General features: G+C 57.2%; 24 protein-coding genes. 12 read left to right on the plus strand and 12 right to left on the minus strand.

Annotation, left to right across the window (positions count from 1 at the left end):
• The first annotated feature begins 3 nt into the window (after positions 1-3).
• The 8 genes from GFS31_RS08370 (at position 4) to dapB (ending at position 7,298) form a co-directional block, all read left to right on the plus strand.
• Positions 4-1,494: a tetratricopeptide repeat protein gene (locus GFS31_RS08370; protein ID WP_198807725.1), complete on the plus strand. Its 1,491-nt coding sequence runs from the start codon at positions 4-6 to the stop codon at positions 1,492-1,494.
• A 66-nt stretch (positions 1,495-1,560) separates the two neighbouring features.
• Positions 1,561-1,767 (plus strand): AbrB/MazE/SpoVT family DNA-binding domain-containing protein, encoded by a 207-nt coding sequence (locus GFS31_RS08375; protein ID WP_198807726.1) that lies wholly within the window; start codon positions 1,561-1,563, stop codon positions 1,765-1,767.
• Positions 1,764-2,141, plus strand: a complete 378-nt coding sequence (locus GFS31_RS08380; protein ID WP_198807727.1) for a type II toxin-antitoxin system VapC family toxin — start codon at positions 1,764-1,766, stop codon at positions 2,139-2,141. The genes GFS31_RS08375 and GFS31_RS08380 overlap by 4 nt, the downstream gene beginning before the upstream one ends.
• Positions 2,142-2,473: 332 nt before the next feature.
• Complete coding sequence (locus GFS31_RS08385; protein WP_225907623.1) at positions 2,474-4,156, plus strand: S8 family serine peptidase; 1,683 nt, start codon at positions 2,474-2,476, stop codon at positions 4,154-4,156.
• Positions 4,157-4,223: 67 nt separating this feature from the next.
• Positions 4,224-4,976: a lipase family protein gene (locus GFS31_RS08390; protein WP_198807728.1), complete on the plus strand. Its 753-nt coding sequence runs from the start codon at positions 4,224-4,226 to the stop codon at positions 4,974-4,976.
• Between the two features lie 52 nt (positions 4,977-5,028).
• Positions 5,029-5,622: a GIY-YIG nuclease family protein gene (locus GFS31_RS08395; RefSeq protein WP_198807729.1), complete on the plus strand. Its 594-nt coding sequence runs from the start codon at positions 5,029-5,031 to the stop codon at positions 5,620-5,622.
• A 275-nt stretch (positions 5,623-5,897) separates the two neighbouring features.
• Positions 5,898-6,467 (plus strand): acetolactate synthase small subunit, encoded by a 570-nt coding sequence (ilvN, locus tag GFS31_RS08400; RefSeq protein WP_410503862.1) that lies wholly within the window; start codon positions 5,898-5,900, stop codon positions 6,465-6,467.
• A 6-nt stretch (positions 6,468-6,473) separates the two neighbouring features.
• Positions 6,474-7,298 carry a 4-hydroxy-tetrahydrodipicolinate reductase gene (gene dapB, locus GFS31_RS08405; protein ID WP_198807730.1) on the plus strand — a complete coding sequence of 275 codons (825 nt, stop codon included), beginning with the start codon at positions 6,474-6,476 and terminating at the stop codon, positions 7,296-7,298.
• A 217-nt stretch (positions 7,299-7,515) separates the two neighbouring features.
• On the opposite strand, the gene GFS31_RS08410 is transcribed toward dapB, so the two are convergent.
• The 6 genes from GFS31_RS08410 to GFS31_RS08435 form a co-directional block, all read right to left on the minus strand.
• Positions 7,516-8,160: a sigma-70 family RNA polymerase sigma factor gene (locus tag GFS31_RS08410; protein ID WP_198807731.1), complete on the minus strand. Its 645-nt coding sequence runs from the start codon at positions 8,158-8,160 to the stop codon at positions 7,516-7,518.
• Positions 8,161-8,537: 377 nt separating this feature from the next.
• Positions 8,538-9,134, minus strand: coding sequence for a heme-copper oxidase subunit III (locus tag GFS31_RS08415; RefSeq protein WP_198807732.1), 597 nt, complete (start codon positions 9,132-9,134; stop codon positions 8,538-8,540).
• Positions 9,135-9,192: 58 nt separating this feature from the next.
• Positions 9,193-10,836: a cytochrome c oxidase subunit I gene (gene ctaD, locus GFS31_RS08420; RefSeq protein WP_198807733.1), complete on the minus strand. Its 1,644-nt coding sequence runs from the start codon at positions 10,834-10,836 to the stop codon at positions 9,193-9,195.
• Positions 10,837-10,978: 142 nt separating this feature from the next.
• Positions 10,979-11,971, minus strand: coding sequence for a cytochrome c oxidase subunit II (locus tag GFS31_RS08425; protein WP_198807734.1), 993 nt, complete (start codon positions 11,969-11,971; stop codon positions 10,979-10,981).
• A 419-nt stretch (positions 11,972-12,390) separates the two neighbouring features.
• On the minus strand, positions 12,391-14,325 hold the full coding sequence (locus GFS31_RS08430; RefSeq protein WP_198807735.1) for a hypothetical protein: 1,935 nt from the start codon (positions 14,323-14,325) through the stop codon (positions 12,391-12,393).
• 90 nt (positions 14,326-14,415) lie between these two features.
• Complete coding sequence (locus GFS31_RS08435) at positions 14,416-16,065, minus strand: serine/threonine-protein kinase (RefSeq protein ID WP_198807736.1); 1,650 nt, start codon at positions 16,063-16,065, stop codon at positions 14,416-14,418.
• 176 nt (positions 16,066-16,241) lie between these two features.
• On the opposite strand from GFS31_RS08435, the gene GFS31_RS08440 reads away from it, so the two are divergent.
• On the plus strand, positions 16,242-17,222 hold the full coding sequence (locus GFS31_RS08440) for a Gfo/Idh/MocA family protein (RefSeq protein WP_263974924.1): 981 nt from the start codon (positions 16,242-16,244) through the stop codon (positions 17,220-17,222).
• A gap of 286 nt (positions 17,223-17,508) precedes the next feature.
• Here GFS31_RS08440 and GFS31_RS08445 read toward each other — a convergent pair whose 3' ends face one another.
• The 6 genes from GFS31_RS08445 to mfd all read right to left on the minus strand — a co-directional run bounded on the left by GFS31_RS08445 (position 17,509) and on the right by mfd (position 22,550).
• Positions 17,509-17,736 (minus strand): hypothetical protein, encoded by a 228-nt coding sequence (locus GFS31_RS08445; RefSeq protein ID WP_198807737.1) that lies wholly within the window; start codon positions 17,734-17,736, stop codon positions 17,509-17,511.
• Between the two features lie 42 nt (positions 17,737-17,778).
• Positions 17,779-18,189, minus strand: a complete 411-nt coding sequence (locus tag GFS31_RS08450) for a putative toxin-antitoxin system toxin component, PIN family (RefSeq protein ID WP_198807738.1) — start codon at positions 18,187-18,189, stop codon at positions 17,779-17,781.
• Positions 18,186-18,398 carry a hypothetical protein gene (locus GFS31_RS08455; protein WP_198807739.1) on the minus strand — a complete coding sequence of 71 codons (213 nt, stop codon included), beginning with the start codon at positions 18,396-18,398 and terminating at the stop codon, positions 18,186-18,188. The genes GFS31_RS08450 and GFS31_RS08455 overlap by 4 nt, the downstream gene beginning before the upstream one ends.
• Before the next feature lie 28 nt (positions 18,399-18,426).
• Entirely contained in the window at positions 18,427-18,579 is a 153-nt protein-coding gene (locus GFS31_RS21255) for a hypothetical protein (protein ID WP_263974925.1), read from the minus strand.
• Positions 18,580-18,640: 61 nt separating this feature from the next.
• Positions 18,641-18,982 (minus strand): DUF6972 family protein, encoded by a 342-nt coding sequence (locus GFS31_RS08465; RefSeq protein WP_198807741.1) that lies wholly within the window; start codon positions 18,980-18,982, stop codon positions 18,641-18,643.
• A 31-nt stretch (positions 18,983-19,013) separates the two neighbouring features.
• Positions 19,014-22,550, minus strand: coding sequence for a transcription-repair coupling factor (gene mfd / locus GFS31_RS08470; protein ID WP_198807742.1), 3,537 nt, complete (start codon positions 22,548-22,550; stop codon positions 19,014-19,016).
• A 380-nt stretch (positions 22,551-22,930) separates the two neighbouring features.
• On the opposite strand from mfd, the gene GFS31_RS08475 reads away from it, so the two are divergent.
• The 3 genes from GFS31_RS08475 to GFS31_RS08485 are packed head-to-tail and all read left to right on the plus strand — an operon-like array spanning position 22,931 to position 26,952.
• Complete coding sequence (locus tag GFS31_RS08475) at positions 22,931-24,397, plus strand: ATPase domain-containing protein (protein WP_198807743.1); 1,467 nt, start codon at positions 22,931-22,933, stop codon at positions 24,395-24,397.
• 24 nt (positions 24,398-24,421) lie between these two features.
• Positions 24,422-24,826 carry a hypothetical protein gene (locus GFS31_RS08480; protein WP_198807744.1) on the plus strand — a complete coding sequence of 135 codons (405 nt, stop codon included), beginning with the start codon at positions 24,422-24,424 and terminating at the stop codon, positions 24,824-24,826.
• Between the two features lie 17 nt (positions 24,827-24,843).
• Positions 24,844-26,952 carry a putative bifunctional diguanylate cyclase/phosphodiesterase gene (locus GFS31_RS08485; RefSeq protein WP_198807745.1) on the plus strand — a complete coding sequence of 703 codons (2,109 nt, stop codon included), beginning with the start codon at positions 24,844-24,846 and terminating at the stop codon, positions 26,950-26,952.
• Positions 26,953-26,977 lie beyond the last annotated feature (25 nt).

Consider the following 26,977-nt stretch of genomic DNA (forward strand, 5'->3'; position numbering starts at 1 on the left):
TCCATGACCCTGGCAAAAACGGCCAAACAAATTGCCGCCGACCCCGAAGCCCAATACCAGGCTTTGCGACGGTCTTTGCGCCGCCGAAAAGGGTTTGGGTTGTTGTTTATCCAAGCCAGCCCCGCCAAGGCCCAGGAACTTTTGCAGCGCCTCCAAACCGACCTGCCCCAGAAAACCATCGGCACCCTCACCCTCACGGAACCCATCACCAATCTCTACAACCTGGTAGCCGAACGCCCCGACCTGGCCGACCTCAATATCCTCTTCATCCAAGGCATCGAAAAATCCCTAGAAGCTGATATTAAACCGGGCTATGGCGGCGAAGGCGACTACTACAACCTCGATACCCTGCCGCCCCTGCTTAGCCACCTCAACCAACAACGCGACAACTTCCGCGACCACTTTGGCCACCTGTGCTTTGTGTTTGTGGTGCCGCCCTTTGCCCTCAAATACTTCCTCCGCCGCGCCGCCGATTTCCTCGACTGGCGATCCGCCATCTTTACCTTTGCGGATACCCACGCTGAAGAACGCAAGATTCAAGCTCGAATTCAAGTTGCCCAGGGTGAAGAAACTAAAGATAGCAACCTGCAAGCTTTGATCTATTTTTTGCAAGGCAACGCCCAAAACGAAACTGGTGACTATAAAAAGGCTATCGCAAGCTACGATGCCGCTGCAGCAGTCGCCGTGATACCCGAATTCCATGGCTTGATTAACAATAACAAAGGGATTGTGCTGGAAATCTTGGGCCAGCATGAGGCCGCGATCAGTTGCTACGACGCCGCTTTGACCATCAACCCCAACAATCATGAAGCGCTCAACAATAAGGCGAATACGCTAAGCAACTTAGGTTATTATGAAGCCGCAATAACCACTTACGATGCTGCCTTAGCGATCAAACCCGACTTGCATGAGGCACTCAACAACAAAGGGATTGCGCTGGAGAAATTAGGGCAGTATGAGGCCGCCATCGCCGCTTATGACCAAGTCCTAGCCATCAAACCCGATAAACACAACGCACTCTACAACAAAGGAATTGCGTTGGATCACTTAGGTCAGTACGAGTCCGCTATTGCTGCTTTTGACCAAGCTCTAGCCATCGAACCCGACGATCATGAAGCGCTCAACAACAAAGGGATTGCGCTGGGGAAATTAGGGCAGCATGAGGCTGCCATCGCTACCTTTGACCAAGCCCTAGCCATCGAACCCGACTATCATGAAGCTTGGGACAGCAAAGGTTATGCCTTGGCAATGAAGGGGTGCTTTGATGAGGCCATTATTTGTTTCGATAAAGCTATTGAGATTAACCCTCAATATGCCAATGCTATTTACAATAAAGCGTTTACTGTAAGTAGAACGTGCAACTTAGATGAGGCATTAGAGTTACTTCGGTGGGCCATTGCCCTAGACCCCAAGTATCGCACCATGGCCAAAACCGACACCGACTTTGACCCCATCCGCCACGACGACCGCTTTCGGGCCTTGGTGGAGGGTTAATAATGGGGAGATGAGTGGGCGAACAGATTAGGAATTGAGAATAACGATATGAATCAAACACTTTCTATGGCATCTGTTACCGTATCAGCAGATTTGCAAATCACTATCCCAGCGGCGGTGGGCCAGTCCCTAGGGCTTTCTGAAGGGCAGCGCTTCCAGGTTGTGCGGTATCAAGACCGAATAGAACTGATTCCCATTCGCCCAGTGCGATCCCTCAGGGGTTTTCTTAAAGGAATGGAAACCACCCTAGACCGAGATACCGACCGACTATGAAGAACGTGGTTGACTCCTCTGGTTGGCTGGCCTATTTTGCCGACGAACCCAGTGCAGACTTTTTTGCCCCTGCGATTGAAGATATCAGCGGCTTAATTGTGCCTACAATTAGCTTGTATGAGGTCTTTAAGCACATCCTGGTTCGACGCAGCGAAGATGAAGCGATGCGGGCTGTGGGGGCTATGCTGCAAGGCCAAGTGATTGATTTAGATCGTGAATTAGCGCTCAACGCTGCTAAGCTTTCCGTAGAAAACAAGTTGCCAATGGCAGACAGCATCATTCTTGCCACAGCCTATAAGTTCGATGCCATTGTTTGGACTCAAGATAACGACTTTGAGGGATTGCATAACGTTCGCTACTTGGCCAAGACATAGGTAGGCTCTAGTTTTTGCCTACGCCGAACGTTGCCCCCATCCGCCACAACGAACGCTTTCGGGCCTTGGTAGAGGGATGTTAACAGGATCAAGAAGATCGCCATATCAGTGAAATGTGGCCGTACGTTCAATTGATCCAGAAATGCAACTGACTGCGCTGCTCTTTCCTCTGACGCCTTCTATGGCAGTGTTGCCTCACAAAGAGACTGGCAGGACTTTTGAGTGAAAATCTTAAGGAGGACAGCGGATTTGCTGCCGCTGGCGGTGCCTTTGCGATAGAGTTTGCCCAGGGAGCGATCCCGCCACGTCATCAATGGTTAGGACGGTTATCTATGGGCAAGCAGCGCCGGGGAGCCAGCATGATCTCCCGCCTCACGTCAGGGGCTCGTTCTCGCCAGGGGCGGCGTGGATCGGCTTGGGGCAAAATCGGGCTGGGAGCGCTGGGTGGCCTCGGTCTGTTGGCCCAGCCGGGATGGGCGCTGTTGACCTCGGTGGGGGCAGAGGGCATTGATGCCCGACGGCTCCATGGCGCACCCTACCACCTCACCGGGGAAAAAATTGCCATTGGCCAGGTAGAAATTGGCCGTCCGGGGCAGTTTGGGCTAGATAAGCGGACGCTCATGAACTCCCCTGTGGCGGTTTGGCGGGTGTTGCAGCTAGATCGGTGGGCCACCGCCAACGAATTTGTGGATGGCCATGCGGCTAACGTCGCCAGCGTTATGATTAGCCAGGACAAGACCCTCACCGGGGTGGCCCCAGAGGCGCTGCTCTACGCCGGGGCGGTGGGCAGTATGGACAATAGCCGCAGTGCCCAGCCAGAGCAATGCGTGGTTTCCCAGGCGGTAGCCGAACAAAACGGCGGCGATGTGCGGGCCTTGAACTACAGCTTTGGCGAACCCCTCAGCCGTGATCCTCGCGCTAATCCGGTGCTGGATGGCAATGCGCTGCTGACCCAGTGCATTGATTGGCTATCGCGACGGCATGGGGCGCTCTATGTGATTGCGGGCAACCAGGGCCGAGGGGGGATTCCCATTCCCACAGACAACTTCAATGGCCTCAACATTGCCTACTCCCGCCGCGATGTTAATGGCCGCTTCACCCGGTTGGATCCGGCTAACCTGGGCAGCGAACCCACGGTACGATCTCCTCGCTCTCCCAACCCTGAAACTAATGTGGGGGCGAGGCGATCCATCAGCCTTGTGGCTCCCGGCAGCGAGATTGAAATGTTTGACCCCGACGGACGACAACGGATCTCCAGCGGCACCAGCTTTGCGGCTCCCCATGTGGTGGGCACCATTGCCCTGATGCAGCAGTTGGTGGATCGCCAGATTCGCGCCGGACTCGATAACTGGTCGGTCAACGGACGGCACCCCATGGTGATGAAGGCGGCCCTGCTGAACTCCACTGACAAGCTGGAGGACAGCGGCGATGGCCTCCGCCTGGGTATGGCCCGCACCTTGGTAGACAACAACAACCGCCCCTGGACTGACTCTGATGCCTACCGCGACCCCAAAATTCCCCTCCACCGCGACCTTGGCACCGGGCACCTGAATGCCTACCGCGCCTACCAGCAGCTTTTGCCCGGATCCTTTGGGCCAGGAGACCGCATTCCCACTGTGGGCTGGAACTTAGGTGAAGTGGATCAGGCGAATGCCCAAGCCCACGACTATGTGTTTGCCGAATTGCTCCAGGGCGGCAGCTACCTGTCGGCCACCTTGGCCTGGGAGCGGGTGGTGGATTTGGTAGACAGTAACCGCAATGGCCGCTACGACCTGGGAGAAAGCTTCCAAGATCGGGGCCTGAATGACCTCGACCTTTACCTCCTACCCGCCGACAGTGACGACCTCAGTGCCAGCCTGTGGTCATCGGAAAGCGATGTAGACAGCGTAGAGCACCTGTTTTACCAAATTCCTGAAACCGGATACTACAAGCTGAGGGTGGTCTACCAGCGCCAAGTCCATGCTCAACCTGCCCAGCCCTATGGCCTCGCTTGGTGGGCCGTACCAGCTCCCTGAGTTGGCCCATGAGATCAGGCCCTAAAATCGGCATGTTAGATTTGCCCCTACGTTAGGAGTCCGCCCCATGGTTGACTATGCCTTGGCTCTCACCTGTGCCCGTCTGTGCGAGGAAATCTACCGCGACTTTAGCGGGCTGCGCTTTTCCGCCTATCCCGATGTGGAACCCACCTTCATCCAAAGCCAGGATCAAGGCTTTACCGATACCCAGGCGGCGGTCTTGAATAAGCTCAACAGCGACCGGGTGTACCTCATCTTTCGCGGCACCGACAAATCCATCGACTGGATGAACAACGTCCAATTCCGCCAGCAAATCTACCCCTACGGCGACGGTAACACCGACGTTAGGTTTCACCAGGGTTTTATGACTGCCTACTTTGCCGTGCGCGATCAGGTGCTAGACACCCTCGCCACCTTCACCGGGCAGGAAGTGGTCATCACCGGGCACAGCCTTGGCGGTGCATTGGCCACCATCGCGGCCCTCGATCTTCAATACAACTTTGGCCGCGCCAACGACCTCCGGTTCATCGTTAACGCCTTTGGCGCACCCCGCGTTGGCAACCAGGCCCAGGTAGAGTCCTATAATCGCCGGGTGCCCAACAGCCAGCGGTTCATCTACGGCTGGGATATTGTCACCCGTGTGCCCCGCGAATGGCAGGGGTTTACCCATGTAGATACGGCCATCCAGCTTGGATCGCGACTCACCTGGCGCATCCTCAGCCGCCGCTTCAGCGACCACGCCATTGCCGCCTACGTCGCCGCCCTCGAAGCCGACTCCCCCCTCACCGCCCCCGAAACCCTCACCCAAGCCCTGCAATAACCGTTCTCAATTCCCGACTCCCGACTCCCGACTCCCGACTCCCGACTCCGCCATGTCCGCCCCCGATCAACCCTCCCTCCTCTCCCAATCCGACCTCCGGGCCGCAGATGTCTCCTGGGCCTACAACCGGGAGTCGGGCACACCCATGTCTCCCGCAGAATTGCAGCAGTGGAAGCAACGGGTGGCGGACTACCAGCGGTCGGTGCAGCAGGCTCCAGCGGAAAAACAGGGCTGTTTGTTTGAGATCGATCCCCCCATGGCCGAAACCATCGACCCCTTCACGCTGCTGCCTCAGAATGCCGAATTTTGGCGCGGTCAGTTCCAGGAGGCGGGCGTTCCGGCCCTGTATTTTGTGGTGGATCATGAGGTGCCGCTGCTGCTGTATGTGGGGGAAACGGTGAAATCGAACCAGCGCTGGCAGGGTGTCCACGACTGCAAACGCTACATTCTGAGCTACGTCTCTGCCCACCGCATCCACGACCTGCCCGTGGCGGTCAACATTGGCTTTTGGCCCCACGCCGAGGCCGACCGCAGAGCCCGCCAGCGCCTCGAAAGCGATCTTATCCGTCGCTGGCGATCCCCCTTCAACAAAGAAAACTGGACGATCTGGAGCACTCCCTTTGTGGGGGGCAAGCTAGAGGGCTAGGTCGCTGTCGGGGTTCCCATGGCCTCGCTACCCCCAATGGGCGAGGTCTTTGGCTTGCCACGGCGAAAATTGTCCCTACTCTATGTCAAATCCCATGTAAGCCATGGTTACGGTTGCCGAAGGGGCCAGGATTTCGGGGTATGATGATGGTTTGCGGAAGCTGCCCAACCCTGTCTATCCCTACAGCCAGTTGGGTCAGAGCCAAGCCTCGATGGCTTCCCCCGTCCATCGCCAGTTTTCCAATCTCAACCCTAGCGAATTCCCTTCCCTGTCCTATGGTGAACACTGCCGCTCTCCCCGTCACCGCCCCCGCTGCCCCCCAGGCCATCAAGCACACCCTCTCTGTGCTGGTGGAAGATGAGGCGGGCGTTCTCACCCGCATTGCGGGGCTGTTTGCCCGTCGAGGCTTCAACATCGAAAGTCTGGCGGTTGGCCCAGCGGAAAAGTCTGGCGTGTCCCGCATCACCATGGTGGTGCCGGGGGATGAGCAGGTGATTGAGCAACTCACCAAACAGCTCTACAAGCTGATCAACGTGATCAAGGTCAACGACATCACCTACACCCCCTGCGTCGAGCGCGAACTGGTGCTGCTGAAGGTGAGCGCCACCAGCGCCAACCGCTCCGAAGTAATTGACCTAGCGCAGATTTTCCGGGCCAGGGTGGTGGATGTTTCCGAAGACACCCTCACCCTAGAAGTGGTGGGCGATCCGGGCAAAATTGTGGCCATCCTGCAAATGCTCAACCGCTTTGGTCTGCGCGAAATTGCCCGCACCGGAAAAATTGCCCTCCCCCGCGAATCCGGCGTTAACACCGAATACCTCAAATCTCTGGCCGACAAAATCTAAACCCCTATGACAACCCCAACCACAATTCCCGTTGTTGTCAACGGAGCCTGCGGCAAAATGGGCCGCGAGGTGATTAAAGCGGTGGCCCAAGCCGAGGATATGACCCTGGTGGGGGCCATCGACAAAAAGCCCGACATCCTTGGCCAAGACATTGGCGAGGTGATTGGCTTTCGGCCCCTAGAAGTGCCCGTCATGAACGACTTGGAGGCCACCCTAGTCGCCGCCCAAAGCGAAGGGCAGGCGGTCATGGTGGACTTCACCCATCCTGATACCGTGTATGAGTCGGTGCGGGCAGCGATTGCCTACGGGGTGCGCCCCGTGGTGGGCACAACGGGGCTCAGCCCCGCGCAAATCCGCGATCTAGCCGAGTTTGCCGACAAGGCCAGCACCGGATGTTTGATCATCCCCAACTTCTCCATTGGTGTGGTGTTGATGCAGCAGGCGGCGCAGCAGGCGGCGCAATACTTCGACCATGTGGAAATCATTGAACTGCACCACAACCAAAAGGCTGACGCCCCTAGCGGCACCGCAGTACAAACGGCCCAAATGCTGGCCGAAGCCCAAAAGTCCTTCAATGCGCCCCTGGTGAAGGAAACCGAAACCCTGCCCGGTTCGAGGGGCGGGGCCACCCCGGAGGGTATCCACATCCACAGCGTGCGGCTCCCCGGCCTGATTGCCCACCAAGAAATCCTCTTTGGCGCACCGGGCCAACTCTACACCCTCCGCCACGACACCAGCGACCGGGCCAGCTTTATGCCGGGGGTGCTGCTCTGCATCCGCCGAGTGATGCCCCTCAAATCGCTGATCTACGGCATGGACAAGATCCTCTAGGGTTGCGCCATTCCAAGGCATCCTACCCCCATCTGATTTTTGGACATCAGATGGGGCACTCTAATTAGGGGCGGCGGGCTTTTAGCGCCCTGAAACAAGGGCCAGTCTGCGGCGATATCGCAGATGGCCTAGTCTGCTACTTAGGGCTACTTGGGCTGGTAGGCGCAGAGATTGAACAGGCCGTGGCGGTTGGAGTAAAGCCTAGCCCGCTCAGTTCTTACTCGCTACCAAGGTAGGGCTGCAAGTCTACCTGAAGGCGCTGACGGGCACGGGCAATACGAGACTTGACGGTGCCGAGGGAAACGTTGGTAATCTCCGCAATTTCCTCGTAGGCCAAGCCCTGGATTTCCCGGAGCACAATGGCGGTACGGAAGACTTCGGGCAGATCGGCGATGGCCTGGTGAAGCTGGGTGTAAAACTCTTGGGTCATCAGGGTATCTACCGGGCCGGGGTCGGCAGCGGGAACATCCCACTCCACGGATCCATCCTCTAGGTTGAGGGGGGCATCCAGGGATAGGGTGCCGCGAGAACGCTTGCGGCGGCGCAGCTCGTCGTAGAACAGGTTGGTGGTGATGCGGCCTAGCCAGCCCTTAAACTTGGCGGGTTCGTTCAGCCGTCTAATGTTGCGGTAGACCCGAATCCAAACCTCCTGGGAGAGGTCGGCCCGGTCGGCCCAGTCGGGGGCAAGGTGGTAGAGCAGCTTGTCCACATGGCCCTGGTAGCGGCGCAGCAGTTCGGCAAAGGCCACCCGGTCAGGACGGAGGCGCTGCTGACAAAGGGCCACCAGTTCTGAGTTGGTTAGCTCGCTGGGGCTAACCGCTGGCTTGGAAGTTCTGAGGGGGACAGACCAAGTAGAGAACATAGGATGACTTATTCTTTCTACAATGACGCCGTTCTATCGTGGCGCTACGAGCACCGTTCACAAACAGCACAGCGCGATTGGATCTAGACCCGATCTCGCCATGGCTGTAACTCCTCTCACCAAACCCCGTGGGGCTTGTCCGTATTTTGCACGGGGGTGGAAGACCGAACATCCCCCCTTGTGCCTGTAGCTAGGTTGGCACACCGCCCCCTAGTCACCGCCCAAAATCTGCACCATACCCATTCATTCCATAAAAAACTGTCCCGGTCGATAGATCTTCCAGGACAGCGTCGCTATCTCAGGCATTCCCGCTCAGGCTCCATGGGCCATGCCATGGACGGGATGCCAGATTTTCCTCAGCTTGCAACCCTTGCCAGTTACACCAGCGTTAGCAGGTAGATCAGGGTGAACAGCACAATCCACACCACATCCACAAAGTGCCAGTAGATTTCCGCCATTTCCGGCCCGGTGTGGGTCACGTCGCTGTAGTGCCCAGCCCGCCGAGACCGCCACAGAACGCCCAAGATCAGCAGTAACCCAATGAACACATGGACTCCGTGAAAGCCCGTCATCAGGTAGAAGCAGTTGCTAAATAGATTGGTTTTGAGGCCATAGCCCAGGGTCATATATTCATAGACCTGACCTACTAAAAAGACGGCTCCCATCGCTGCCGTGACGCCAAACCAGAGCCGCATTTTGGCCAGGTCATTTTTCTTAATAGCCTTGGTACCGAGGTTAATCACCAAACTACTGGACACCAGAATGAAGGTGTTCACCGCAGGCAATAGCAGTTCCACCTCGGTTTCTTTGGGGGGCCATTCCGCGATGGAGCTGCGGAACACCAGAAACACCGCAAAGAATCCGGCAAACATGAGAAATTCTGAGGCCAGAAAGGTCAGTAATCCCAGAACCCGAAGATCTTGGTGCTCCTCATGGGCAACGGCGGGCGTGGCTGAATCGATAGTGCCTTGCATAGGAAATTGGGTGAAAAAGGGACAGGAAAAGGTGGGCATTGCCCACCCTACGTTTACGCTAAGAGGCTGTTTCTAATTCCTTTTCAGGTTCGTGGCCATACTCGTAGGGGCCGTGGGTGACAACGGGTAGCACTTCCCAATTTTCGATGATCGGGGGTGAAGCGGTTGTCCATTCCAAGGTCAGCGCGTTCCAAGGATTATCGCCAGCTTCTTCGCCTTTATTCCAACTCCACAGCACATTGCTGTAGAAGGGAATTACCGACACCGCAAGGATATAAGCGCCTACCGTAACGAGCTGATTCAGGTCGGTGAATTGGGCGTCATACATGGCCACTCGGCGGGGCATTCCCTGCATTCCCAAGGCGTGCATGGGGGTGAAGGTGAGGATGGTGCCGATGAAGGTGAGGACAAAGTGAACTTGGCCCAGTTTTTCGTTCAGCATTCGTCCGGTAATTTTGGGGAACCAGTGGTAGACCGCTGAGTAAATCCCAAACACCGAACCGCCAAAGAGCACGTAGTGAAAATGGCCAACCACGTAGTAGGTATCGTGGACATGGATATCAAAGGGAGCGGTGCCGAGGGTGACGCCGCTGAGGCCCCCAAACACGAACATCGACAACAGACCAACGGCGAATAGCATGGCCGTGGTGTAGCGAATTTTTCCGCCCCAAAGGGTGGCAACCCAGCTAAAGATTTTGATGCCTGTGGGTACGGCCACAATCAGCGTGGAAATGGTGAAGAAAATCCGCATCCAGGGGGGCGTACCGCTGGTAAACATGTGGTGAACCCACACAAACAGGCCCACAAAGCAGATGGTGAGCGAGGAATAGGCAATCGCCTTATACCCAAAAATCGGCTTACGGGCATGGACGGGAATCACCTCCGACATGATGCCGAAGATGGGCAGAATCATCAGATAAACCGCCGGGTGAGAATAGAACCAGAAGAGGTGCTGATACACCACCACATCGCCGCCCGCATCGGGTTTGAAGAAGGAGGTGCCAAAGTTGATATCAAACAGCAGCAGAATCAGCCCAGCGGCGAGGACGGGGGTGGAAAACAGGGCCAAAATAGACGTCGCCACCATGGCCCAGCAGAATAGGGGAATTTGATCCCACTTCATGCTGGGGACGCGCATTTTCCAGATGGTAATCAAGAAGTTGACGGAACCCAAAATAGAGGAAGTTCCCACCAGCACAATCGCCAAAATCCACAGGGTTTGGGCGGCGTTGGCGGTAATTTCGCTCAGGGGCGGGTAGGATGTCCAGCCTGCCTGGGCACCGCCGAAGTAGAAGCTGCCTAATAACAGCGCCCCAGCGGGAGGATTCAGCCAAAAGGCGATGGCGTTCAGTTTCGGGAAAGCCATATCCCGCGCCCCAATCATCAGGGGAATTAAGTAATTGCCAAATCCCCCAATGGCGGCGGGCACAATCCACAGAAAGATCATGATGGTGCCGTGGTTGGTCAAAAAGGCGTTGTAGAGTTCGGGGCTGAGGAAATCTGAATCCGGCGTGGCCAATTCTGTCCGCAGCATGACGGCCATAAAGCCGCCGACCAAATAAAACAAAAAGGAGGTGACGAGGTACTGAATCCCAATTACCTTGTGATCCACATTAAAGGTGAAGTAGTGGTACCACTTCCACTTATCGGGATGTCCGTGGGGAGCCACAGGACTGTTAAAGGAAAGGTCTGCTTGCGCCATAAAGGGGGTTGGTTAAAAACGTCTTTGGAAGGTTGGGTTGGTTAGATTGAGTGAAGTTTCTGAGTGGTGTCTTGCTTTAGTGCCTTGCTTTAGCGGTGCCTTGCGCCGCGTTGGCGTTAGCCTCGCCTGGGCGTTATGCACCCTACGGTTTGAGGGTTGGGGCTAGTTGGGCGATTTGGGCCGCTTCGATGGGGATGTCTTGGGCGATTTGGGCCAGGTATTCGGCATCGGTGCGAGGGGCAGAGTTGAAGGCCACCGTTTCGGCAGAACCAGGCAGGGCGGCGACGCGACTGGCTTCCCAAGCAGCGTAGTCTTCGAGGGAATGGACGATCACCTGGGTTCTCATGCCGCCGTGGTAGGCTCCACAGAGTTCGGCGCAGACGACGGGATAGGTGCCTTCTTTGGTGGCCACAAAGCGCAGTTCAGCGGGCTGACCGGGCAGGGCATCCTGCTTGAGACGGAATTGGGGCACCCAGAAGGAATGGATCACATCCTGGGCTTCGATGAGCAGTTGCACATCCTGGCCAATGGGAACATGGAGTTCACCGTCCACAATGCCCGTGTCGGGGTAGCGGAAAATCCAGGCGTACTGCATTCCGGTCACATTCACCGTCAGGTCAGGGATATTGCCCTCCACCATAGGCGATGCCCCAAAGCCGTAGACCTGGCGGGTTTTGCCCTCTTCTGCCTGGGCCAGCATGGGCGAACCCACATCGGCCATTTCGTGCTGGGGCGCTTGGGCCATCATCATGCCGCCGTGGTGATGGCCACCGGGGGCAAAGCCGCCCATATCTTGAAACACCACCACGCTATAGAGCCCCAACCCCACCACAATGATGGCGGGAATAGCCGTCCAAAAGGCTTCTAGGGGCAGGTTGCCCTCAATGGGAAGGCCGTCGGTGTCGTCCCCTTTGCGGCGGCGAAAGCGAATGAGCGAATAGATAATGGCACCCTGCACCACAATGAACAGGGCCGTGCCGATAGTGACCATGACGTTAAAAAAGTCATCCACTAGGGGCGCTTGTTCTGAAGCTTGAACGGGTAGAAGGTGATTATTTTGCCCATACCAAAGGCTGATTAGGGTCACTACTACCCCAATCACGAGAGTCCAAAAGGGGGCCGGAATTTGTTGCATAGCCGATCTCCGCAGGGGAGGCGCAGGATGGGAAACGGAATTTAACGCGACTACTAAAAAATAGGGTCGCCGTCTATGGCATCCTAAAACCCAAGTCTTTGGAGAGCGGTAAAACTTTGGATTTGCTTTAGAGTGTCCCAGCTCAGTGCTTATCAAAAATCCATAAACATTTCACAATCCAGCACTGACTCAAGAATCCAGCGTCAGCGGATCGCCAACGGGCTCTATTCATCTGGTCTTGGCCCTTATCTGAGCTGAGGTTCTACTAAACCCTACGTTGAAACCCCTAATTCTCCTGGGGGGCATTGCGGCGAACCGAGTGGATTAGGGGGTTCCTATGTGGGGTTGTCGCCGCGTAGGCGGGCCGCGCCCTACAGTCCCATTCTTTGGGAAGCGGGGCTATGGCTTCGGATTTGGCATTAGATGTAGGGCCGTTTCCGCAGGTCGGGTTGGGGGCGATCAGCGGGTTCGGAATCGGCGGGGGCTTCCCCCCGGTCAGAGGGGCTGGATTCGCCCATGTCTTCTGGTTCTAAGGGCTGGAAATCGAGACGCGGCTCGGTCATGTAGGGCTGGGTGAGGTAGGGCTCAATGAGCTCTGGCATCACCATGCGCTGTTCATCGGCTCCGTTGGGGTCGGCTTCGCTAGGATCCGCTTCCTCTGCGGGTGCTGGCGACATATCCGTTGTAGCAGGCACCTCATACACCGGAATGGGGGGCGGATCTGGGGTAACTGCTGGCTGATCGTCACCAAATCCGGGTAGGGTCTGCTGTTGAGCCCAATTTTTCCAGCGCTTCATCATTCCCTTGCCCCGCTCCATGGGCGATGCTGGGGGCATCGTCATCTGAGATGGGGAGGCCTGGGTTTGCGTTTGGGTGGGTGAGGTCTGCCCTTGGGAATCTTCCGAAGCAAACGGATCCAATGCTGGGACGGGTTCGCTATTAGGGGGTATCTCCGTATCGGGTTGAGGATCCGCTTTCGGGGTGGGCTGGCTAGCGTTAACGTTGCCCCCTCGATCTTCGACCTCTGGGGCAGGGGCGAAAATGGGAGACTCCTCGGTTTTTACCTCTGCCTCGGACGCTTTAAGGTTAGCTTCGTCTGGGCTGGAGGTTTCGAGATCCGTGGTTTCGATATCAGTAGTTTTGAGATCAGTAGCTTCGAGATCGGTCTTGTCACGATCCTCCGATCCTAGGCCAGGTTCACTGATCTCAGGGGCGTTGAGGGCAGATTCATCCGGGTCAGCCGCGTCTAAGGCGGAGTCGCTAGGATCCGTTGGCGCTGGGGTGGGTTGGTCTTGGGCCTTGGTCTTGCTGGCAGGGGCGGCAATCGTTGGCGCTGGGGACGTTGGCGGCACAGTAGAAGCAGGCGCATCAGCTTCATTCATGGCCTCATCAATGGGCTCCGGCGCGGGCGGCGTGTAGGTGGGGTCGATAATGCTGGCGACGGCCTTGAAGTCTAGCTCGCCGCGCACCAGGCGAGACAGGGTATCGGTGCCGCCGGGCTGGTAGTCGATAATGCGGACAGTGTTGTTGAAGCGATTGTCAATGGGGCGTCCGGTTTCGTCAATTAGTTCTAGCTGCACCCAGTTTTGACCGGGCTGGAAGCCTTTCAGGTAAATGGGCTGCCATTGGTCAAACACAAAGCTTTGGCCGTTGACGGTGCAGCGAATCCGCCAGTCGTGAATATCGTCCTTGGAATCGGCCTGGGCGCTGAGGTGCAGGGGGGCATTGGTAAGGTAGAAGTCCAGCATGATTGGCTCGGCCCCGTAGGTGCCCTGGGGGCGGCTGTAGGTCAGCAGGGGGGCGCTGGCGTTGACTTCGTTTTGAGGAGTGGGGGCAAAGATGTGGAAGGTGCGCTGGTCAAAGGCTCCTTCATTTTTAAAGCTTTCGTGCCAGGGGCGAGAGGCAAAGACGCGCAGGGTGTGGGTGCCGGGAGCTAGGTCTTCCAGGATCAAGGCTTCCGAGGCATCGTAGACGGCTTGGTAAGGCTGGTCGTCTAGGAATACGTGGAGGTGGGGGCCAAGCTGCCAGGTTTTGTCTTTAAACAGAGGCAAGCCGCGCACCTGAAACCGCACCGACACCGTGGCATTCTCCACCACTTCCCCCGGTCGGGGGCTGAGGATCCGTACCTGGGGGGTGTAGGCATCAATGATTTGCTTGAGGGTGTCTAGGGTTTCCGGTGGCGACACCTCGGCAATGGGGCCTGCCAGCAGGTGCGGCGCTTCCGTGGGTTCCGCCAGCAACGCCGTGGGCTCCGTGGGTTTGGCACAGCCCACCACGGCCCAGGTCAAGACAATCATTGCTAACAACGCCACTATCCGCTGCCCGCGATGGATAACTCCCTGTGCGTTCGCCATGGCCCTTGCACTACCCTAAGTCTGCCTTATTACCATAGGGCACTTTCGGGCCTTTAATACCACCGACCGGGTGCCTCGACCATCGGATCTCTAGAGGATCCCCCGACGGCCATTGGGCAGCACTGTAGACCAGTTGGTGCGGGCGGTGGCGAGTTGCTCATCGGTGATCAGGGCTCCCGTGAGATCAGCTCCACAGAGGTTAACCCCTCGTAGATTGGCATTCGATAGGCAAGCCTGGGCCAGGTTAGCCCCCCGCAAATCGGATCCCTCCAAGTTGGCGTTGTGAAAGTAAGCTTTGACGAGCTTAGCGTTACGAAGGTTGGCCTTGGGCAAGCTGGCTCGGCCAAAGTTGGCGTTGCTGAGGTCAGCCCCCTGAAAGTTGGCGTTAATCAACTTAGCTTGGTTGAAGTTGATATCAGTCAAAGCTGCCCGCTGCACATCCAGAGCGCGGAAGGTTTGGGAGGAAAAATCACGCCGCCCCTTGGCATACTTTTGCTTCACCTCCTCTGAGGTCATTTGCAGGCGGGCTGGACGGGCCGCTGAGGATGGCCCCCGGTCAGCGGCAGATCGCGAGGCGGCAGACCGGGAAGCGGTATATCCGCCATAGCTGCTGTTGCCAGCGGAGGGCGCATCAGCCTGACTGCTACTGGCCCGTTCTCGGCGGGCGCGAATGGCCGCGGCAAGGCGGGCCGCTGAAGAGGCGGGGGAGTTGTGGTCGTAGCTCGAGGGGGTCGGCTCTGGAGATTTAGCCCCTAGTCGTCCATTGTGGCCACCCGTAACATCCTTGTTGACGTCCTTCGGTTGGGTGGGGGTAGCCATATTTTGAGCGAGGCTCATCAGGTAGGGCTCTAGATCCAGATCCCGCAGCACCGCCTCCGCCGATTGGTAGCGGTGGCGCACAGAAATCTCCAGCATTTTCTCCAGCACCTTAGCAAAGTGGTCGCTGACGTGGACTTTGTCGCGCCAGAGCAGTTCCCCCGTCATCGGGTCATAGTTGAGATCCTTGGGGGCTTTGCCGGAGAGCAGATAAATGCAGGTGACGCCCAGGGCGTAGATATCGCTGGCATAGACCGGGCGCATGGCCATTTGTTCGGGCGGGGCATAGCCCGGAGTGCCGATGGCATAGGCGGTGAGGGCCGTTTGCTCGGAGCTAGCGGCCTGCACAGGGTTGACCTTATCTTTGACGGCTCCAAAGTCAATCAGCACCAGCTTTTTGTCTTGGTCGCGGCGAATGATGTTGGCAGGTTTGATGTCTCGGTGGATGACGTGGTTGGAATGGACAAACTGAATCATCCCCAAAATTTCGCTGAGGAACTGCTTGACCCCGGCCTCAGTGAAGGGGCCACCCCGCTTAACTTCCTGCTGGAGAGTGGCCCCATTGATAAATTCTTGCACCAGGAAAAATTCCTGATCCATTTCAAAATAATCGAGCAGGCGGGGCAGTTGGGGGTGGCTACCAATTTTGCCAAGAATTTTGGCCTCCCGCTGAAACAGATCCCGCGCCATATCAATGAGCTGCTGGGAGTCGGTGGCGGGGCGCAGTTGCTTAATGACGCAGGGGGGTTTGCCCGGTAGCATTTCGTCCCGCGCCAGGAAGGTAGCCCCAAAACCGCCGCGCCCCAAGGCCCGCAGCACCCGATAGCGACTACGCAGCAGCAACGATGCCCCACAGGCTTGACATTGCACCTGGGTGGGCGGGTTTTTGGGCTGAGGACAATCGGGATTGATACAGTAGCTCATTCGACCCAGTGACTCTATCGTGGGGGGCCAAGGCGGGCGGCTAGTGCCACCTTAACTTAATTATTCCCCGTTTCGGAGAGGGGTTATAGCATTCATCGCTAGGGAAATATACTTCTGGAGGAATTAGGTGAGCCACTGTGAAAACTTGGTAAACCTTCACGGGAGACAATGGGCAGGTGGCGATTAACATTGGCATGGTAGGAACGGGCTTCGTTGCTCAGCGGCGGGCAGAAGCCTTGGCGGTGGATGGACGGGGGCGACTGGTCGCGGTGACAGGGCACCATCCAGAGGATACCCAGACCTTTGCCCAAACTCACAGGGCTACCGCCGTGGCAGACTGGCCCAGCCTCATCTCCTGGCCAGATCTGGAGGTGATTATAGTCAGCCACGTGAATTGCGACCACGGGATGGTGGTGCGCGCAGCCCTGGAGGCAGGGCGACATGTGGTGGTAGAGTATCCCCTCGCCCTAGACTGGCGTGAGGCCGAACGCTTAGTAACCCTGGCCCAACAGCAACAGCGCCTGCTCCATGTGGAGCACATCGAGGTTTTAAGCGGCAATCATCAAGCCCTCAAGGCCAACCTATCCGCCCTTGGTATCCCGCTCCATGTCCGCTACGTCACCCTTTCGCCCCAGCGTCCCGCCCCAGATCGGTGGACCTATCAACCCGATTTGTTTGGGTTTCCCCTGGTGGGTGCCCTCTCCCGTGTCCATCGCCTGGTGGATGCCTTTGGCCCTGTAGCCCAGGTATCGGGTCAAAACCAATATGACGGCTGGTCAGAGAATCCTGACACCTTACCCCGCTATCGCACCAACCTCTGTGCGGCGCAAATCACCTTTCAATCGGGCGTTCAAGGGGAACTGCTCTACGGCAAAGGAGAAGCCATTTGGCAGGCGACGCGACGGCTGGAGGTCATCGGCACCCAGGGCCAAATCCACATCGACGGCGACACAGGTCAGGTGATCACCGCTGAGGGCACCACACCTCTCGAAATTGGGTCTCGCCGAGGTTTGTTAGCCGCCGATACCCGCGCCGTGTTAGATCACCTCTGCCAAGGCACCCCTCTATATCTCACCCCTGCAGAAAGCGTTTACAGCCTGCGAGTGGCCAATGCCATCGCCACCGCCGCCCAAACCGGGCAAGTGGTCAAACTCTAGCTCGACAGGACATAACGAGGGCACTTTGACCTGTGATGTGGGGCAGAGGTCGTTATGGATGCCCTCAGACTTCAATGAAGTCCTACTCAGTCTTGGCTGGCTGGTTGACTGACAAAAGATTCTGCTTCGGGCGCGAAAACCGCGCCCCTACCGCATTGGATTCATGTAGGGGTCAGGTTTTCTGACCCTTTGACGAATGTAGGTTTTCGCAAGTTTTGTCAGTCAATCAGCTTGGCTGGGGCGAGGGCGGGGGATGACGTGATATCGATGTTCTGCATCTGGTTGTCTATTGTGGTTGTGGCATCGCTTCAATCAACGCCCTAAGCGCTTTGTTAACGGCTTTAGGAGTCGTAAATACCTGGGCTACATCATCATCTAAAACAACAACCTTGAGCTTTTCTACAGAATTTCCAACAGCAAAACGATTAGGCTTTGCTTTTTGATAGTCAAAGCGATACTCTGGCTGCAAATTATTGTCACAAATCGGCATGGGGTTAGAAGGTGTTTCATCCATACTTCCAACGCACTGGTGAGTAGGCCGAAAGAAAATTTGATTTTAGCCAGACCATAGACGTTCTTCGTAGGCCGCAAATTCCGCAGGCGAAAGGATGTCAACCGATTGAAAAGGGTTGAGCGACAACAGATCCTTATCGCCAGTAACAATACAAACAGCATTACCAGCAATTGCTGTTCCTAAAACGTTGTCATCATCAGCGTCTCGACAGATCTGAGAGGTGAAGGGAATCGGTTTAACGATCTGGACTCTATTTTGTAAAAGTATTCTAATAGATTGGGAGTCTTCATCAGAGAGGTTGAACTTTTGCGTCAAATTTCTATGCAGCTCTTGAAGAATGAAATCAGATGCGATCACCTGATGAGAACGTAGACAATGCTCGACTAGGCGATGACAAACACCTTTGGCGATGAACGCAGCGATCAAGACATTTGTGTCAATTACCAGCTTCATGACACCAGTTCAAAAATGTCGTCATCTGTATATTCTGTTTGAGCTTTTTGCAGCAGTTGGGAACGTAGCGATCTGAATTGATGGATGAACAGATAGTCGCGAATAGCCGATTGAGCCACGCTTTCTGGGGAAAGCCCCTCAGCTTGCGTCATCGTAACTAGCATGGCTTGGATGTCTGGGGGCAGTGTAATGGTTAGCGTATCGTTCATAGATTTAGCCCAACACGAGATACAACAACTATATCTCTGATTCAGTTAACCGCCCCTCAACAGGTTCGTACTCATCTTCTAACAGCCAGGTTTGGGCTTCGTCGTAGGTAGCGCTGCTAAAGACAACCTTGTAGCCATCAGCGGGATCATGGATGCGACAACTGCCAGAAGGTTCACCCATCAACAACAAAAGGTAAGGTGGGGACAGCAATGGGTCGATCCATACCTCAACAAAGTCCCACTCAGTCTTGGCTGGGGCGAGTGCGGGGGATGACGTGGTATCGATTTTCTGCATCAATTTTCACCTCTCCATAGAATAACGGAGTACTTGAACCATCGTTGGGGCTGATGCGATAACCAATGGCTTCCGTAAAAAATAAGCCATAGCGCTCATACCCTCGAATGTTTCCTGTGAACTCACCTCTGGCCTTGATGGCTTCGGCTACGCTTTCCATTGTGGCTGCATTCTTAAAAATGTGGGCAGCCCTGCCTCGGCGTAGCAACCGCTGCACCTGGGGCGTGTCCGGCAAGTGCTTGGCGATGTGCCTGGTATCGAGGGTAATCTGACGTTCAATACCACTCATGACTTAGCTCATGGGACGAATTCCAACGGCTTTAACTCGCCAGTGGCTCTGGTATTGCCTCCTGCAAAAGCCCCAGCCATTCGGTCAGGCTTTCGAGTTGTTTTTCGGGTTTGAGGGCACCCAAACCGCGCACGACGATTTTGCCGCTGCCGTAGACGAAGCGAGATTGGAGGTGGCTGGGCAGGTTTTCGCTGAGCTTTTTCCAGGCGGGGCCTTCCATGGGGGTTTCTAGGATGACGTGCTGTTTGCCTTCGGGTTTGATGCGGGCGATGCCAGCGGCCTTGGCGACCAGTTTAAGTTCCAGCATTCGCACCAGTTGTTCGGTGGCGTGGGGGATGGGGCCATAGCGGTCGCTGAGGTCGGCGGCGATTTGCATCAGTTCTACCTTGCTGTTGGCGGCGGCGAGGCTGCGGTAGGCGCTCATCTTTTGTTCGAGGTCGGGGATGTAGTTGTTGGGGACAAAGGCGGTGACGTTGAGATCGACCTGGGTGTCTTCGACTTGGGGGATGTCCTGGCCGCGAATTTCGGCGATGGCTTCCTCCAGCATGTCCATGTAGAGGTCGAAGCCGATGGCATCCATCTGGCCGGATTGTTCCACGCCCAGCAGGTTGCCGACGCCGCGAATTTCCATATCCCGCATGGCCAGTTGGTAGCCGGAGCCGAGTTGGGTGAATTCTTGGATGGCGCGGAGCCGCTGGCGGGCTTTGTCGGAGAGGGCTTTTTTGGGGTAGAACAACCAGGCGTGGGCTTGGATTCCGGCCCGTCCCACTCGTCCGCGCAGTTGGTAGAGCTGGGAGAGGCCGAAGCGGTGGGCATCTTCCACCAGGATGGTGTTGACGCGGGGAATATCGAGGCCGGATTCGATGATGGTGGTGCAGAGCAGGATTTCCGCGTCGCCGTTGCTGAAGGTGAGCATGGTGGATTCCAGTTCGCCTTCGTCCATTTGGCCGTGGGCGACGGCAATGCGGGCAGCGGGCACCATTTCGCGAATTTTGGCGGACACATCCTCGATGCCTTCCACCCTGGGCACCACGTAGAACACCTGGCCACCCCGGTCTAGCTCCTGGCGAATGGCAGTGCGGATGGCTTCGGGATCGAGGGGAGAAAGGTGAGTTTTGATCGGGCGACGGGACGGGGGCGGCGTGGTGATCAGGCTCATTTCGCGCACGCCGGAGAGGGCCATGTAGAGGGTGCGCGGGATGGGGGTGGCGCTGAGGGTGAGCACATCCACCTGGGTTTTGAGGGATTTGATTCGCTCTTTTTGGTTCACCCCAAACCGCTGTTCTTCATCGACGACGAGCAGGCCCAGGCTCTTGAAATCGATGCCCTTGCCCAGCAGTTGGTGGGTGCCGACGACGATATCCAGTTCCCCGGTTTTCAGCCGTTGCAGGATGTCTTTTTTCTCGGACTGGGTGCGGAAACGGTTGAGCAGGCCCACCTGGATCGGGTAGGGGGCGAAGCGTTCCTTCAGGGTGTGGTAGTGTTGTTGGGTAAGGATGGTGGTGGGAGCCAGCAGAGCCACCTGTTTGCCAGCGGTGACGGCCTTGAAAATGGCGCGGAGGGCCACCTCGGTTTTGCCAAAGCCCACATCGCCGCAGACGAGGCGATCCATGGGACGGTCGCTTTCCATGTCGCGCTTCACGTCCTGCACCGCCTTGAGTTGGTCGGGCGTGGCCTGGTAAGGGAAAGAGTCCTCCAATTCCTGCTGCCAGGGCATATCCGCCGGAAAGGAAAAGCCCTCCTGCTTGGCCCGCTGAGCGTAGAGTTGGAGCAGATCCACCGCCACCTTTTGGATCGCCTTTTTGGCCTTGCCCTTGGTTTTCTCCCAGGCGGAACTGGTCATTTTGTTGAGCACCGGAGCCTGCCCCGTCGCTGCCCGATAGCGAGACAGGGAACCCACGGAATCCGCCGCCACCCGCAGCAGCCCATCGGCGTACTGGATCACCAGGTAATCGCGGGTTTCGTGGTTGAGGGTGAGGCTTTCTAGCTTGATGAACTTGCCGATGCCGTGGCTGCGATGCACCACAAAATCCCCCGGCTTCATCTTGTTGGGGTCTACCTGCTTGGAGGCCGCCCGCCGCCGCTTGCGCACATAGCCGCCCGTAGCCAGAGTATGCTGCCCAAAAAATTCCCGGTCGGTCACAACGGCAATGCGGAAGGTGGGCAACACAAAGCCCTCTAGCTCCGCGAGGCCAGAATACTTCACCGCCACGGGCACCCGCTGCCCCTGGAGCTTGTCGATGGCGTTGTAGTCCCTGGGGTTGGGGATAAACTGCGCCGGACAATCGTGCTCCTGCAACAACGCCACCGACCGCGAGGGCTGCGCCGACACCAGCCACACCGCATGCTTGCGGTCGCACTCCTGCCGAATCGTCTCCGCCAGCTTGCCAAACTGGTGCGGAATCGCTGGCACCGGACGACTGGCCAAATTCAGCCCACCGTGGTTCACCTCCGTCAGCTCCGACAAAAACAGACGAGGGAAGACTTCCGCATCCGCCAGAGTATCCCCAAAAGCCCGATGAATCTTCGGCAAACTTTGAACTTTGCCTTTTGAACTTTGAATTTCCTCTAACTCCGACTCCCGACTCCCGACTCCCGACTCCCGACTCCCCACCTCCTGCCAATGCTCCTCCACATGCTCCACCCACCGATCACCGTGGGCTTGGCACTGATCCACTTCATCGATGGCGAGGAGGGTGTTTTCGGGTAAGTAGTTCAGCAGCGAGGCCGGACTGTCAAAGGCCAACCCCAGCCAGCGGCGGGTGCCTTCGGGAACGATGCCGTCGTTGAGTCCTTCGAGGGCAGCGGCGGAAAAAAGCCCCTCCAAGTGGCCCTGTTCCCGTAGGGCTTCCAAAATCACCGGGCCATACTGGGTGGGGGTGAGGACGAGATAATCAATGGCATCGAGGGAGCGCTGGCTGGCGGGGTCAAATTCCCGCATCCGTTCCAACTCATCGCCAAATAGTTCCAAGCGCACGGGCAGTTCCGCCGCCACGGGATAGACATCAATAATGTCCCCCCGCTGCGCCCACTGGCCCTCGGTTTCCACCACCTGGACTCGCTCGTAGCCCAGTTTGGCGAGTTGCTGGCCTAGAGCTTTGAAGTTGACTTCCTGACCCAGTTGCAGCCGCAGACAGTAGGGTTCCAGCGCATCAACAGGGGGTAGGTGAGGCTGAAGGGCGCGTTCTGTCGCCACGATGGCAATGCGGCGGGCGGTGTCCTCTCCCCGCAGGGCCAGCAGATCGGCGAGGACTTGCAACTGCCCCCAGGTCATTTCCGATTCCTGGTCAAAGGGGTCGTAGGGGGAAGCCTCCGAGGTGGGGTAGAAATGCACCGTGTCCCAGCCCATCGCCTCCAGTTGGGTGGCCCAGCGTCCGGCTTCCTCCAGGGTGGCAGTGATCACCAGCAGGGGCCGATCCTTGGCCTGGGCTAGGGCCGAAGACACCAATCCCTTGGGCAACCGCGCCGCCCCGTTGAGGTGCAAACTGCCCTGCTGATCCAGCTTGCCCAGCAGTTCTGTGGTGAGGGTAGAACGTTGCAGCGCACGGGTGACGGAGGAAAAGGCCATAGGGCTACGGGTAGGGTTAGGGATGGGGGAGTAGGGGAAACGGCACACAGAACATCCCCCTAGTGCCTTGACTAAGGGAAACCGAGAGCCCAGTGGGATGGGATACCTCTCGTTTAATGATCTTAATTTTACCTATCTTAATACGGTGCCACGGGGGCGGTTTGAGCGGGTGTTTTGGCGAGATGACAACCGGGGGATAGCTTTCGGGCCGTGGCGGGGGCAGAGAGGGGCGCATGGCCCAAAAATCGCCCAAGGTTGGTGCTAGGGGGTGAAGATATGCTGATTTTATCGGGCTGGAGGATAGCGCAGGTTTACCATAGTAAGCGAACCTATCTTACCTATCCTAGGCGGGGGTAGGGTGGCAGCATCGGGAGTATGGCATGACCAATCATGGCGTGATTCGCCAGTCTACGGGCATTGATGGGCTAGACGAAATTTTGGACGGAGGTCTAGTACCTAACCGTACTTACTTGGTGCGGGGTGGCCCTGGCACGGGCAAAACTACCATCGGCCTCCACTTTTTGGCGGCGGGGGCCAAGGCTGGAGAGCGCACCTTTATGATTACCCTGGGCCAACCGGAGGATCAAATTCGTCAGGATGCCCAGTCGATGGGGCTGGACTTATCGACGGTGCAGGTGCTGGATCTCAGCCCCAGCAAGGATTTCTTCATGGCGGATGAATCCTATGATATCTTTTCCCCCGCTGAGGTGGAGCGCGTGCCCACCACCCAAACCATCATTCAGGCCATTGAAGCCCACCGCCCCCAGCGGATTATGGTGGATGCCATTACCCAACTGCGCTATCTCAGTGCCGACGCCTTTCAGTTCCATAAGCAAGCCCTGTCCTTCCTGCGATTTCTGACCCAGGGCAACGACCAACCCGCCACGGTGATGTTCACCTCCGAGGCCAGCCCCGAAGCCCCCGATGACGACCTGCGGTTTATGTGCGATGCCGTCATTAACCTAGAGTTCAACCAGCATGAACGGACGCTCCAGGTGTCGAAATATCGGGGCAGCGAGTTTCAAAACGGCGTGCATTCCCTGCGGTTGAGCAGCCGAGGGGCGGAGGTGTTTCCCCTGTTGCGGCCCCGTGCCCATAGTCGCAAGGTTTTGGTCGAATCCCTATCCTCTGGCGTGCCCGAACTGGATGAACTGCTCCACGGCGGTCTAGAACGCGGCACCGTCACCATCATCACCGGGCCAACGGGGGTGGGTAAATCCACCCTGGGGATGCAGTTCATTAAAGAAGCCGCAGGCCGAGGGGAGCGCTCTGTCATTTACTCCTTTGAGGAAGAGCAGGAAAATTTGCTGCTTCGCTGCGATAAGGTGAATCTGCCCGCCCGCCGCATGATGGAACGGGGCACCCTCTCGGTGGTAAAGGTGGATCCGCTTCAGCTTACCCCCAACGAATTTAGCCGGATCGTGCGCCAAGAGGTGGAAACTCAGCAGGCCACCATGGTGATGATTGACAGCACCATGGGCTACCGCCAGTCCTTCCGCACCGCCGACGAAAAGCACATGAGCGGCGAGATTTTGGCCCTCTCCCGCTACCTGTCGAACATGGGCGTGACTACGCTGCTGTCTAACGAGGTGGAATACGTCACCGGAGACTTTCGCCCCACGGAGGTCGGCATTAGCTTTTTGGCAGACAATATTATCTTCATGCGCTACTTGGAAATGGACGGCCAGATGCAGCGGGTGATTGGGGTGCTAAAAAAACGCCTGAGCGACTTTGAAAAAACGCTGCGGCCCTTTGCCATCACCCTTTATGGCATCAAAGTTGGGCCGCCCATGGTCGATCTGCGCGGTATTTTGACAGGCAATCCCCACCTCAAGGCCGACTCCTAAGCCCTTTGTCGAGGACTCCTTGCCATGCCCCCACCCACCCCCACAGCCCCCACCGGGGATGGAACGCAACCCGCATCCTACGTGGTGGTGCTATCGAGCCTGCCCCGCAATACCGAACTGCTGGTGGAGTTTATTCAACGGCAGGGCTATCCGGCCCAAGGGGCCACCGACCTCGACGATTTAGACGGCTTACTGGACGATGGAGCCGCCGTCAGTCTGGCCTTGTTGGATATTGCGGGCCTCAATGCCGGATTATGGAGCCGCTGCGAACGGCTGCAAGCGCTGGGCATTCCGTTTTTAATTATTTCGCCCCGCCAAAGTGTCGTGGTAGAACGGGAAAGTATGGCCCACGGGGCACGGGGCACCCTAACCAAACCCCTGGTGATGCGCGAGCTCGCCGCCCTCATCAACGCATTACTGAAAGACTAAGCGGGGAGTAGCCGGGAATGACCCAGTTTCAGCCGAATGTAACTAATTCCTTGGAAACCGTTGATCCCCCGCCCCTGGAGCGATCCAACGAGATGATTTTGATCGCCGTTACGGGGGCACAAGACAGCAAACTGCTGAGCCAACAGCTCAGCCCCTACTACCAGGTGTGCAGCCTAGAGCCGGGTACTGAGGCGCTAGAGCAAAGACTACAATCCAGCGAGTTTGACCTCGCCATTCTGGACGGCATTGCTCTAGATCGCCATTGGCAAACCCTGGGGCAGCGTAAGGCCACGCACGAGCCCATCTTGCTACCGTTGTTGCTGGTGTCCTCTCGGCAAAACCTGGGCTATGTCACCCGCAACCTGTGGCAAATCGTCGATGAAATTATCATCACCCCCATCGAGCGGCGGGAACTGGTGGCCCGCATTAACATCCTGCTGCGGGCGCGGCGCTACTCCCAGGAGTGGCAGTCTCGCTACTTCATGCTGGCCGATGCTGCTGCCATTGGCATTGCCCTGGTGCAAGAGGGCACCATTGCTTGGGCCAACCGCACCCTCACCGACTGGCTTCAGCAACCCTTAACGGCCCTGCTGGGGCATCCGCTGCTAAAGCTGGTCTGCCCGGAGGATCGCCCACGGGTCGATCAGGCTATCCAAAATTCGACGGGGTGGCTAGGGGCCGTCACCTGCGACGAAGTCTATCTCGATCTGCCCCAGAAATGTGCCGTCGAGTTGCGCTTTCAGAGTTTGAGCTATGGGGATCGGCCCGCCATTTTGGCCCTGTTGACGGATATTACCGAGCGGGTGAACTATCACAAGCACCTCATCTGGCAGACCCAATTCGATGCCCTGACCGGGCTGGCCAACCGCCATCGCCTAATCACGCGCCTCGAACAGGCCATCGGCTATGCCCAGCAGCAGCACCATCAGATCATTCTGCTACGCATTGATCTCAACCGCTTCAAAGACTTCAACGACGCCTGGGGCCAAACCGCCGGGGATGTGCTGCTCCGCAACATCGCCCAACGCCTAGCCGAGGACTTTACCGAACCCCACACCGTCGCCTACTGGGGGGCCGGAGAATTTGTGATTGCCCTGGCCGATCCCTCAGCGGATCTCGATTGGCTGGCCTGGGTGGATCACATTATCCAGCGCATTTCCGCTCCCTGCGGCATTGAGGAGGATCGCGAGGTCAGTATCTCCTGTCGGGTTGGCATCAGCCGCTATCCCCAAGACAGCCACGAAGCCGAAAGCCTAGTCCGTAAAGCGGGGGTGGCCCTTTCTGCGGCCAAGCAACAGGGGCTGAGCCATGCCCTCTATACCCCCGGTTTGATGACCGATTTATCCCAGCGGGTGGCCCTAGAAGAAGCCCTGCGCCACGCCCTAGAGCGAAACGAACTCTATCTGCTGTATCAACCCAAACTCAATCTTTCCACCGGACGCATTGACGGAGCCGAAGCCCTGCTGCGGTGGCGCAATCCCGCTTGGGGAGAGGTCTCACCCGGACAGTTCATCCCCCTCGCCGAAGCCACGGGGCTGATCTACGACATTGGGGCCTGGGTGCTGCGGGAGGTGTGTTGCCAAATTCACCAGTGGAGCGAGGAAGGGCTGTGTTTGGGCCGCATTGCCGTTAACCTCAGTGGTCTGCAAATTCAGCGGGGGGATTTAGTTGAAGTTGTGCGCCATACCATGGCCGACTTCGGCATCCATCCGGCTCAGATTGAGCTAGAGGTGACGGAATCCTTTTTTCTGCACTACAACGACCACATCGACACCACCCTCCGTACCCTCATGGATCTGGGTATTACCCTTGCTATTGACGACTTTGGCACGGGCTACGCCTCCTTGGCCTACCTCAAGCACCTTCCTTTTAATGTGATCAAAATCGACAAGTCCTTTGTGGATGGTTTGCCCGACCATCAGGGCGATTTGGCCATTGTGCGCGCCATTATCGCCATGGCCAAAAGCCTAGGCTTAAAGACCGTGGTCGAAGGGGTTGAAACCGAAGACCAATACGCCTGCCTCGCCCACGAAGAGGTCACTTGGTTCCAGGGGTTTTGGTACAGTCGCCCCATTTCCCCGGCGGTGTTGGGCGATCTGGTGCGACAACAGATGGCTCCACCGTAGACCATGCTTCTCGGTACCGCCGCCG

Source organism: Leptolyngbya sp. BL0902 (assembly GCF_016403105.1).
Classification (GTDB): Bacteria; Cyanobacteriota; Cyanobacteriia; order Phormidesmidales; family Phormidesmidaceae; genus Nodosilinea.

Coding starts and splice junctions, on each gene's coding strand:
- GFS31_RS08370 (WP_198807725.1), top strand. CDS start 4: ATGACCCTGGCAAAAACGGCCAAACAAATTGCCGCCGACCCCGAAGCC.
- GFS31_RS08375 (WP_198807726.1), top strand. CDS start 1,561: ATGGCATCTGTTACCGTATCAGCAGATTTGCAAATCACTATCCCAGCG.
- GFS31_RS08380 (WP_198807727.1), top strand. CDS start 1,764: ATGAAGAACGTGGTTGACTCCTCTGGTTGGCTGGCCTATTTTGCCGAC.
- GFS31_RS08385 (WP_225907623.1), top strand. CDS start 2,474: ATGGGCAAGCAGCGCCGGGGAGCCAGCATGATCTCCCGCCTCACGTCA.
- GFS31_RS08390 (WP_198807728.1), top strand. CDS start 4,224: ATGGTTGACTATGCCTTGGCTCTCACCTGTGCCCGTCTGTGCGAGGAA.
- GFS31_RS08395 (WP_198807729.1), top strand. CDS start 5,029: ATGTCCGCCCCCGATCAACCCTCCCTCCTCTCCCAATCCGACCTCCGG.
- ilvN (WP_410503862.1), top strand. CDS start 5,898: ATGGTGAACACTGCCGCTCTCCCCGTCACCGCCCCCGCTGCCCCCCAG.
- dapB (WP_198807730.1), top strand. CDS start 6,474: ATGACAACCCCAACCACAATTCCCGTTGTTGTCAACGGAGCCTGCGGC.
- GFS31_RS08410 (WP_198807731.1), bottom strand. CDS start 8,160: ATGTTCTCTACTTGGTCTGTCCCCCTCAGAACTTCCAAGCCAGCGGTT.
- GFS31_RS08415 (WP_198807732.1), bottom strand. CDS start 9,134: ATGCAAGGCACTATCGATTCAGCCACGCCCGCCGTTGCCCATGAGGAG.
- ctaD (WP_198807733.1), bottom strand. CDS start 10,836: ATGGCGCAAGCAGACCTTTCCTTTAACAGTCCTGTGGCTCCCCACGGA.
- GFS31_RS08425 (WP_198807734.1), bottom strand. CDS start 11,971: ATGCAACAAATTCCGGCCCCCTTTTGGACTCTCGTGATTGGGGTAGTA.
- GFS31_RS08430 (WP_198807735.1), bottom strand. CDS start 14,325: ATGGCGAACGCACAGGGAGTTATCCATCGCGGGCAGCGGATAGTGGCG.
- GFS31_RS08435 (WP_198807736.1), bottom strand. CDS start 16,065: ATGAGCTACTGTATCAATCCCGATTGTCCTCAGCCCAAAAACCCGCCC.
- GFS31_RS08445 (WP_198807737.1), bottom strand. CDS start 17,736: ATGGATGAAACACCTTCTAACCCCATGCCGATTTGTGACAATAATTTG.
- GFS31_RS08450 (WP_198807738.1), bottom strand. CDS start 18,189: ATGAAGCTGGTAATTGACACAAATGTCTTGATCGCTGCGTTCATCGCC.
- GFS31_RS08455 (WP_198807739.1), bottom strand. CDS start 18,398: ATGAACGATACGCTAACCATTACACTGCCCCCAGACATCCAAGCCATG.
- GFS31_RS21255 (WP_263974925.1), bottom strand. CDS start 18,579: ATGGGTGAACCTTCTGGCAGTTGTCGCATCCATGATCCCGCTGATGGC.
- GFS31_RS08465 (WP_198807741.1), bottom strand. CDS start 18,982: ATGAGTGGTATTGAACGTCAGATTACCCTCGATACCAGGCACATCGCC.
- mfd (WP_198807742.1), bottom strand. CDS start 22,550: ATGGCCTTTTCCTCCGTCACCCGTGCGCTGCAACGTTCTACCCTCACC.
- GFS31_RS08475 (WP_198807743.1), top strand. CDS start 22,931: ATGACCAATCATGGCGTGATTCGCCAGTCTACGGGCATTGATGGGCTA.
- GFS31_RS08480 (WP_198807744.1), top strand. CDS start 24,422: ATGCCCCCACCCACCCCCACAGCCCCCACCGGGGATGGAACGCAACCC.
- GFS31_RS08485 (WP_198807745.1), top strand. CDS start 24,844: ATGACCCAGTTTCAGCCGAATGTAACTAATTCCTTGGAAACCGTTGAT.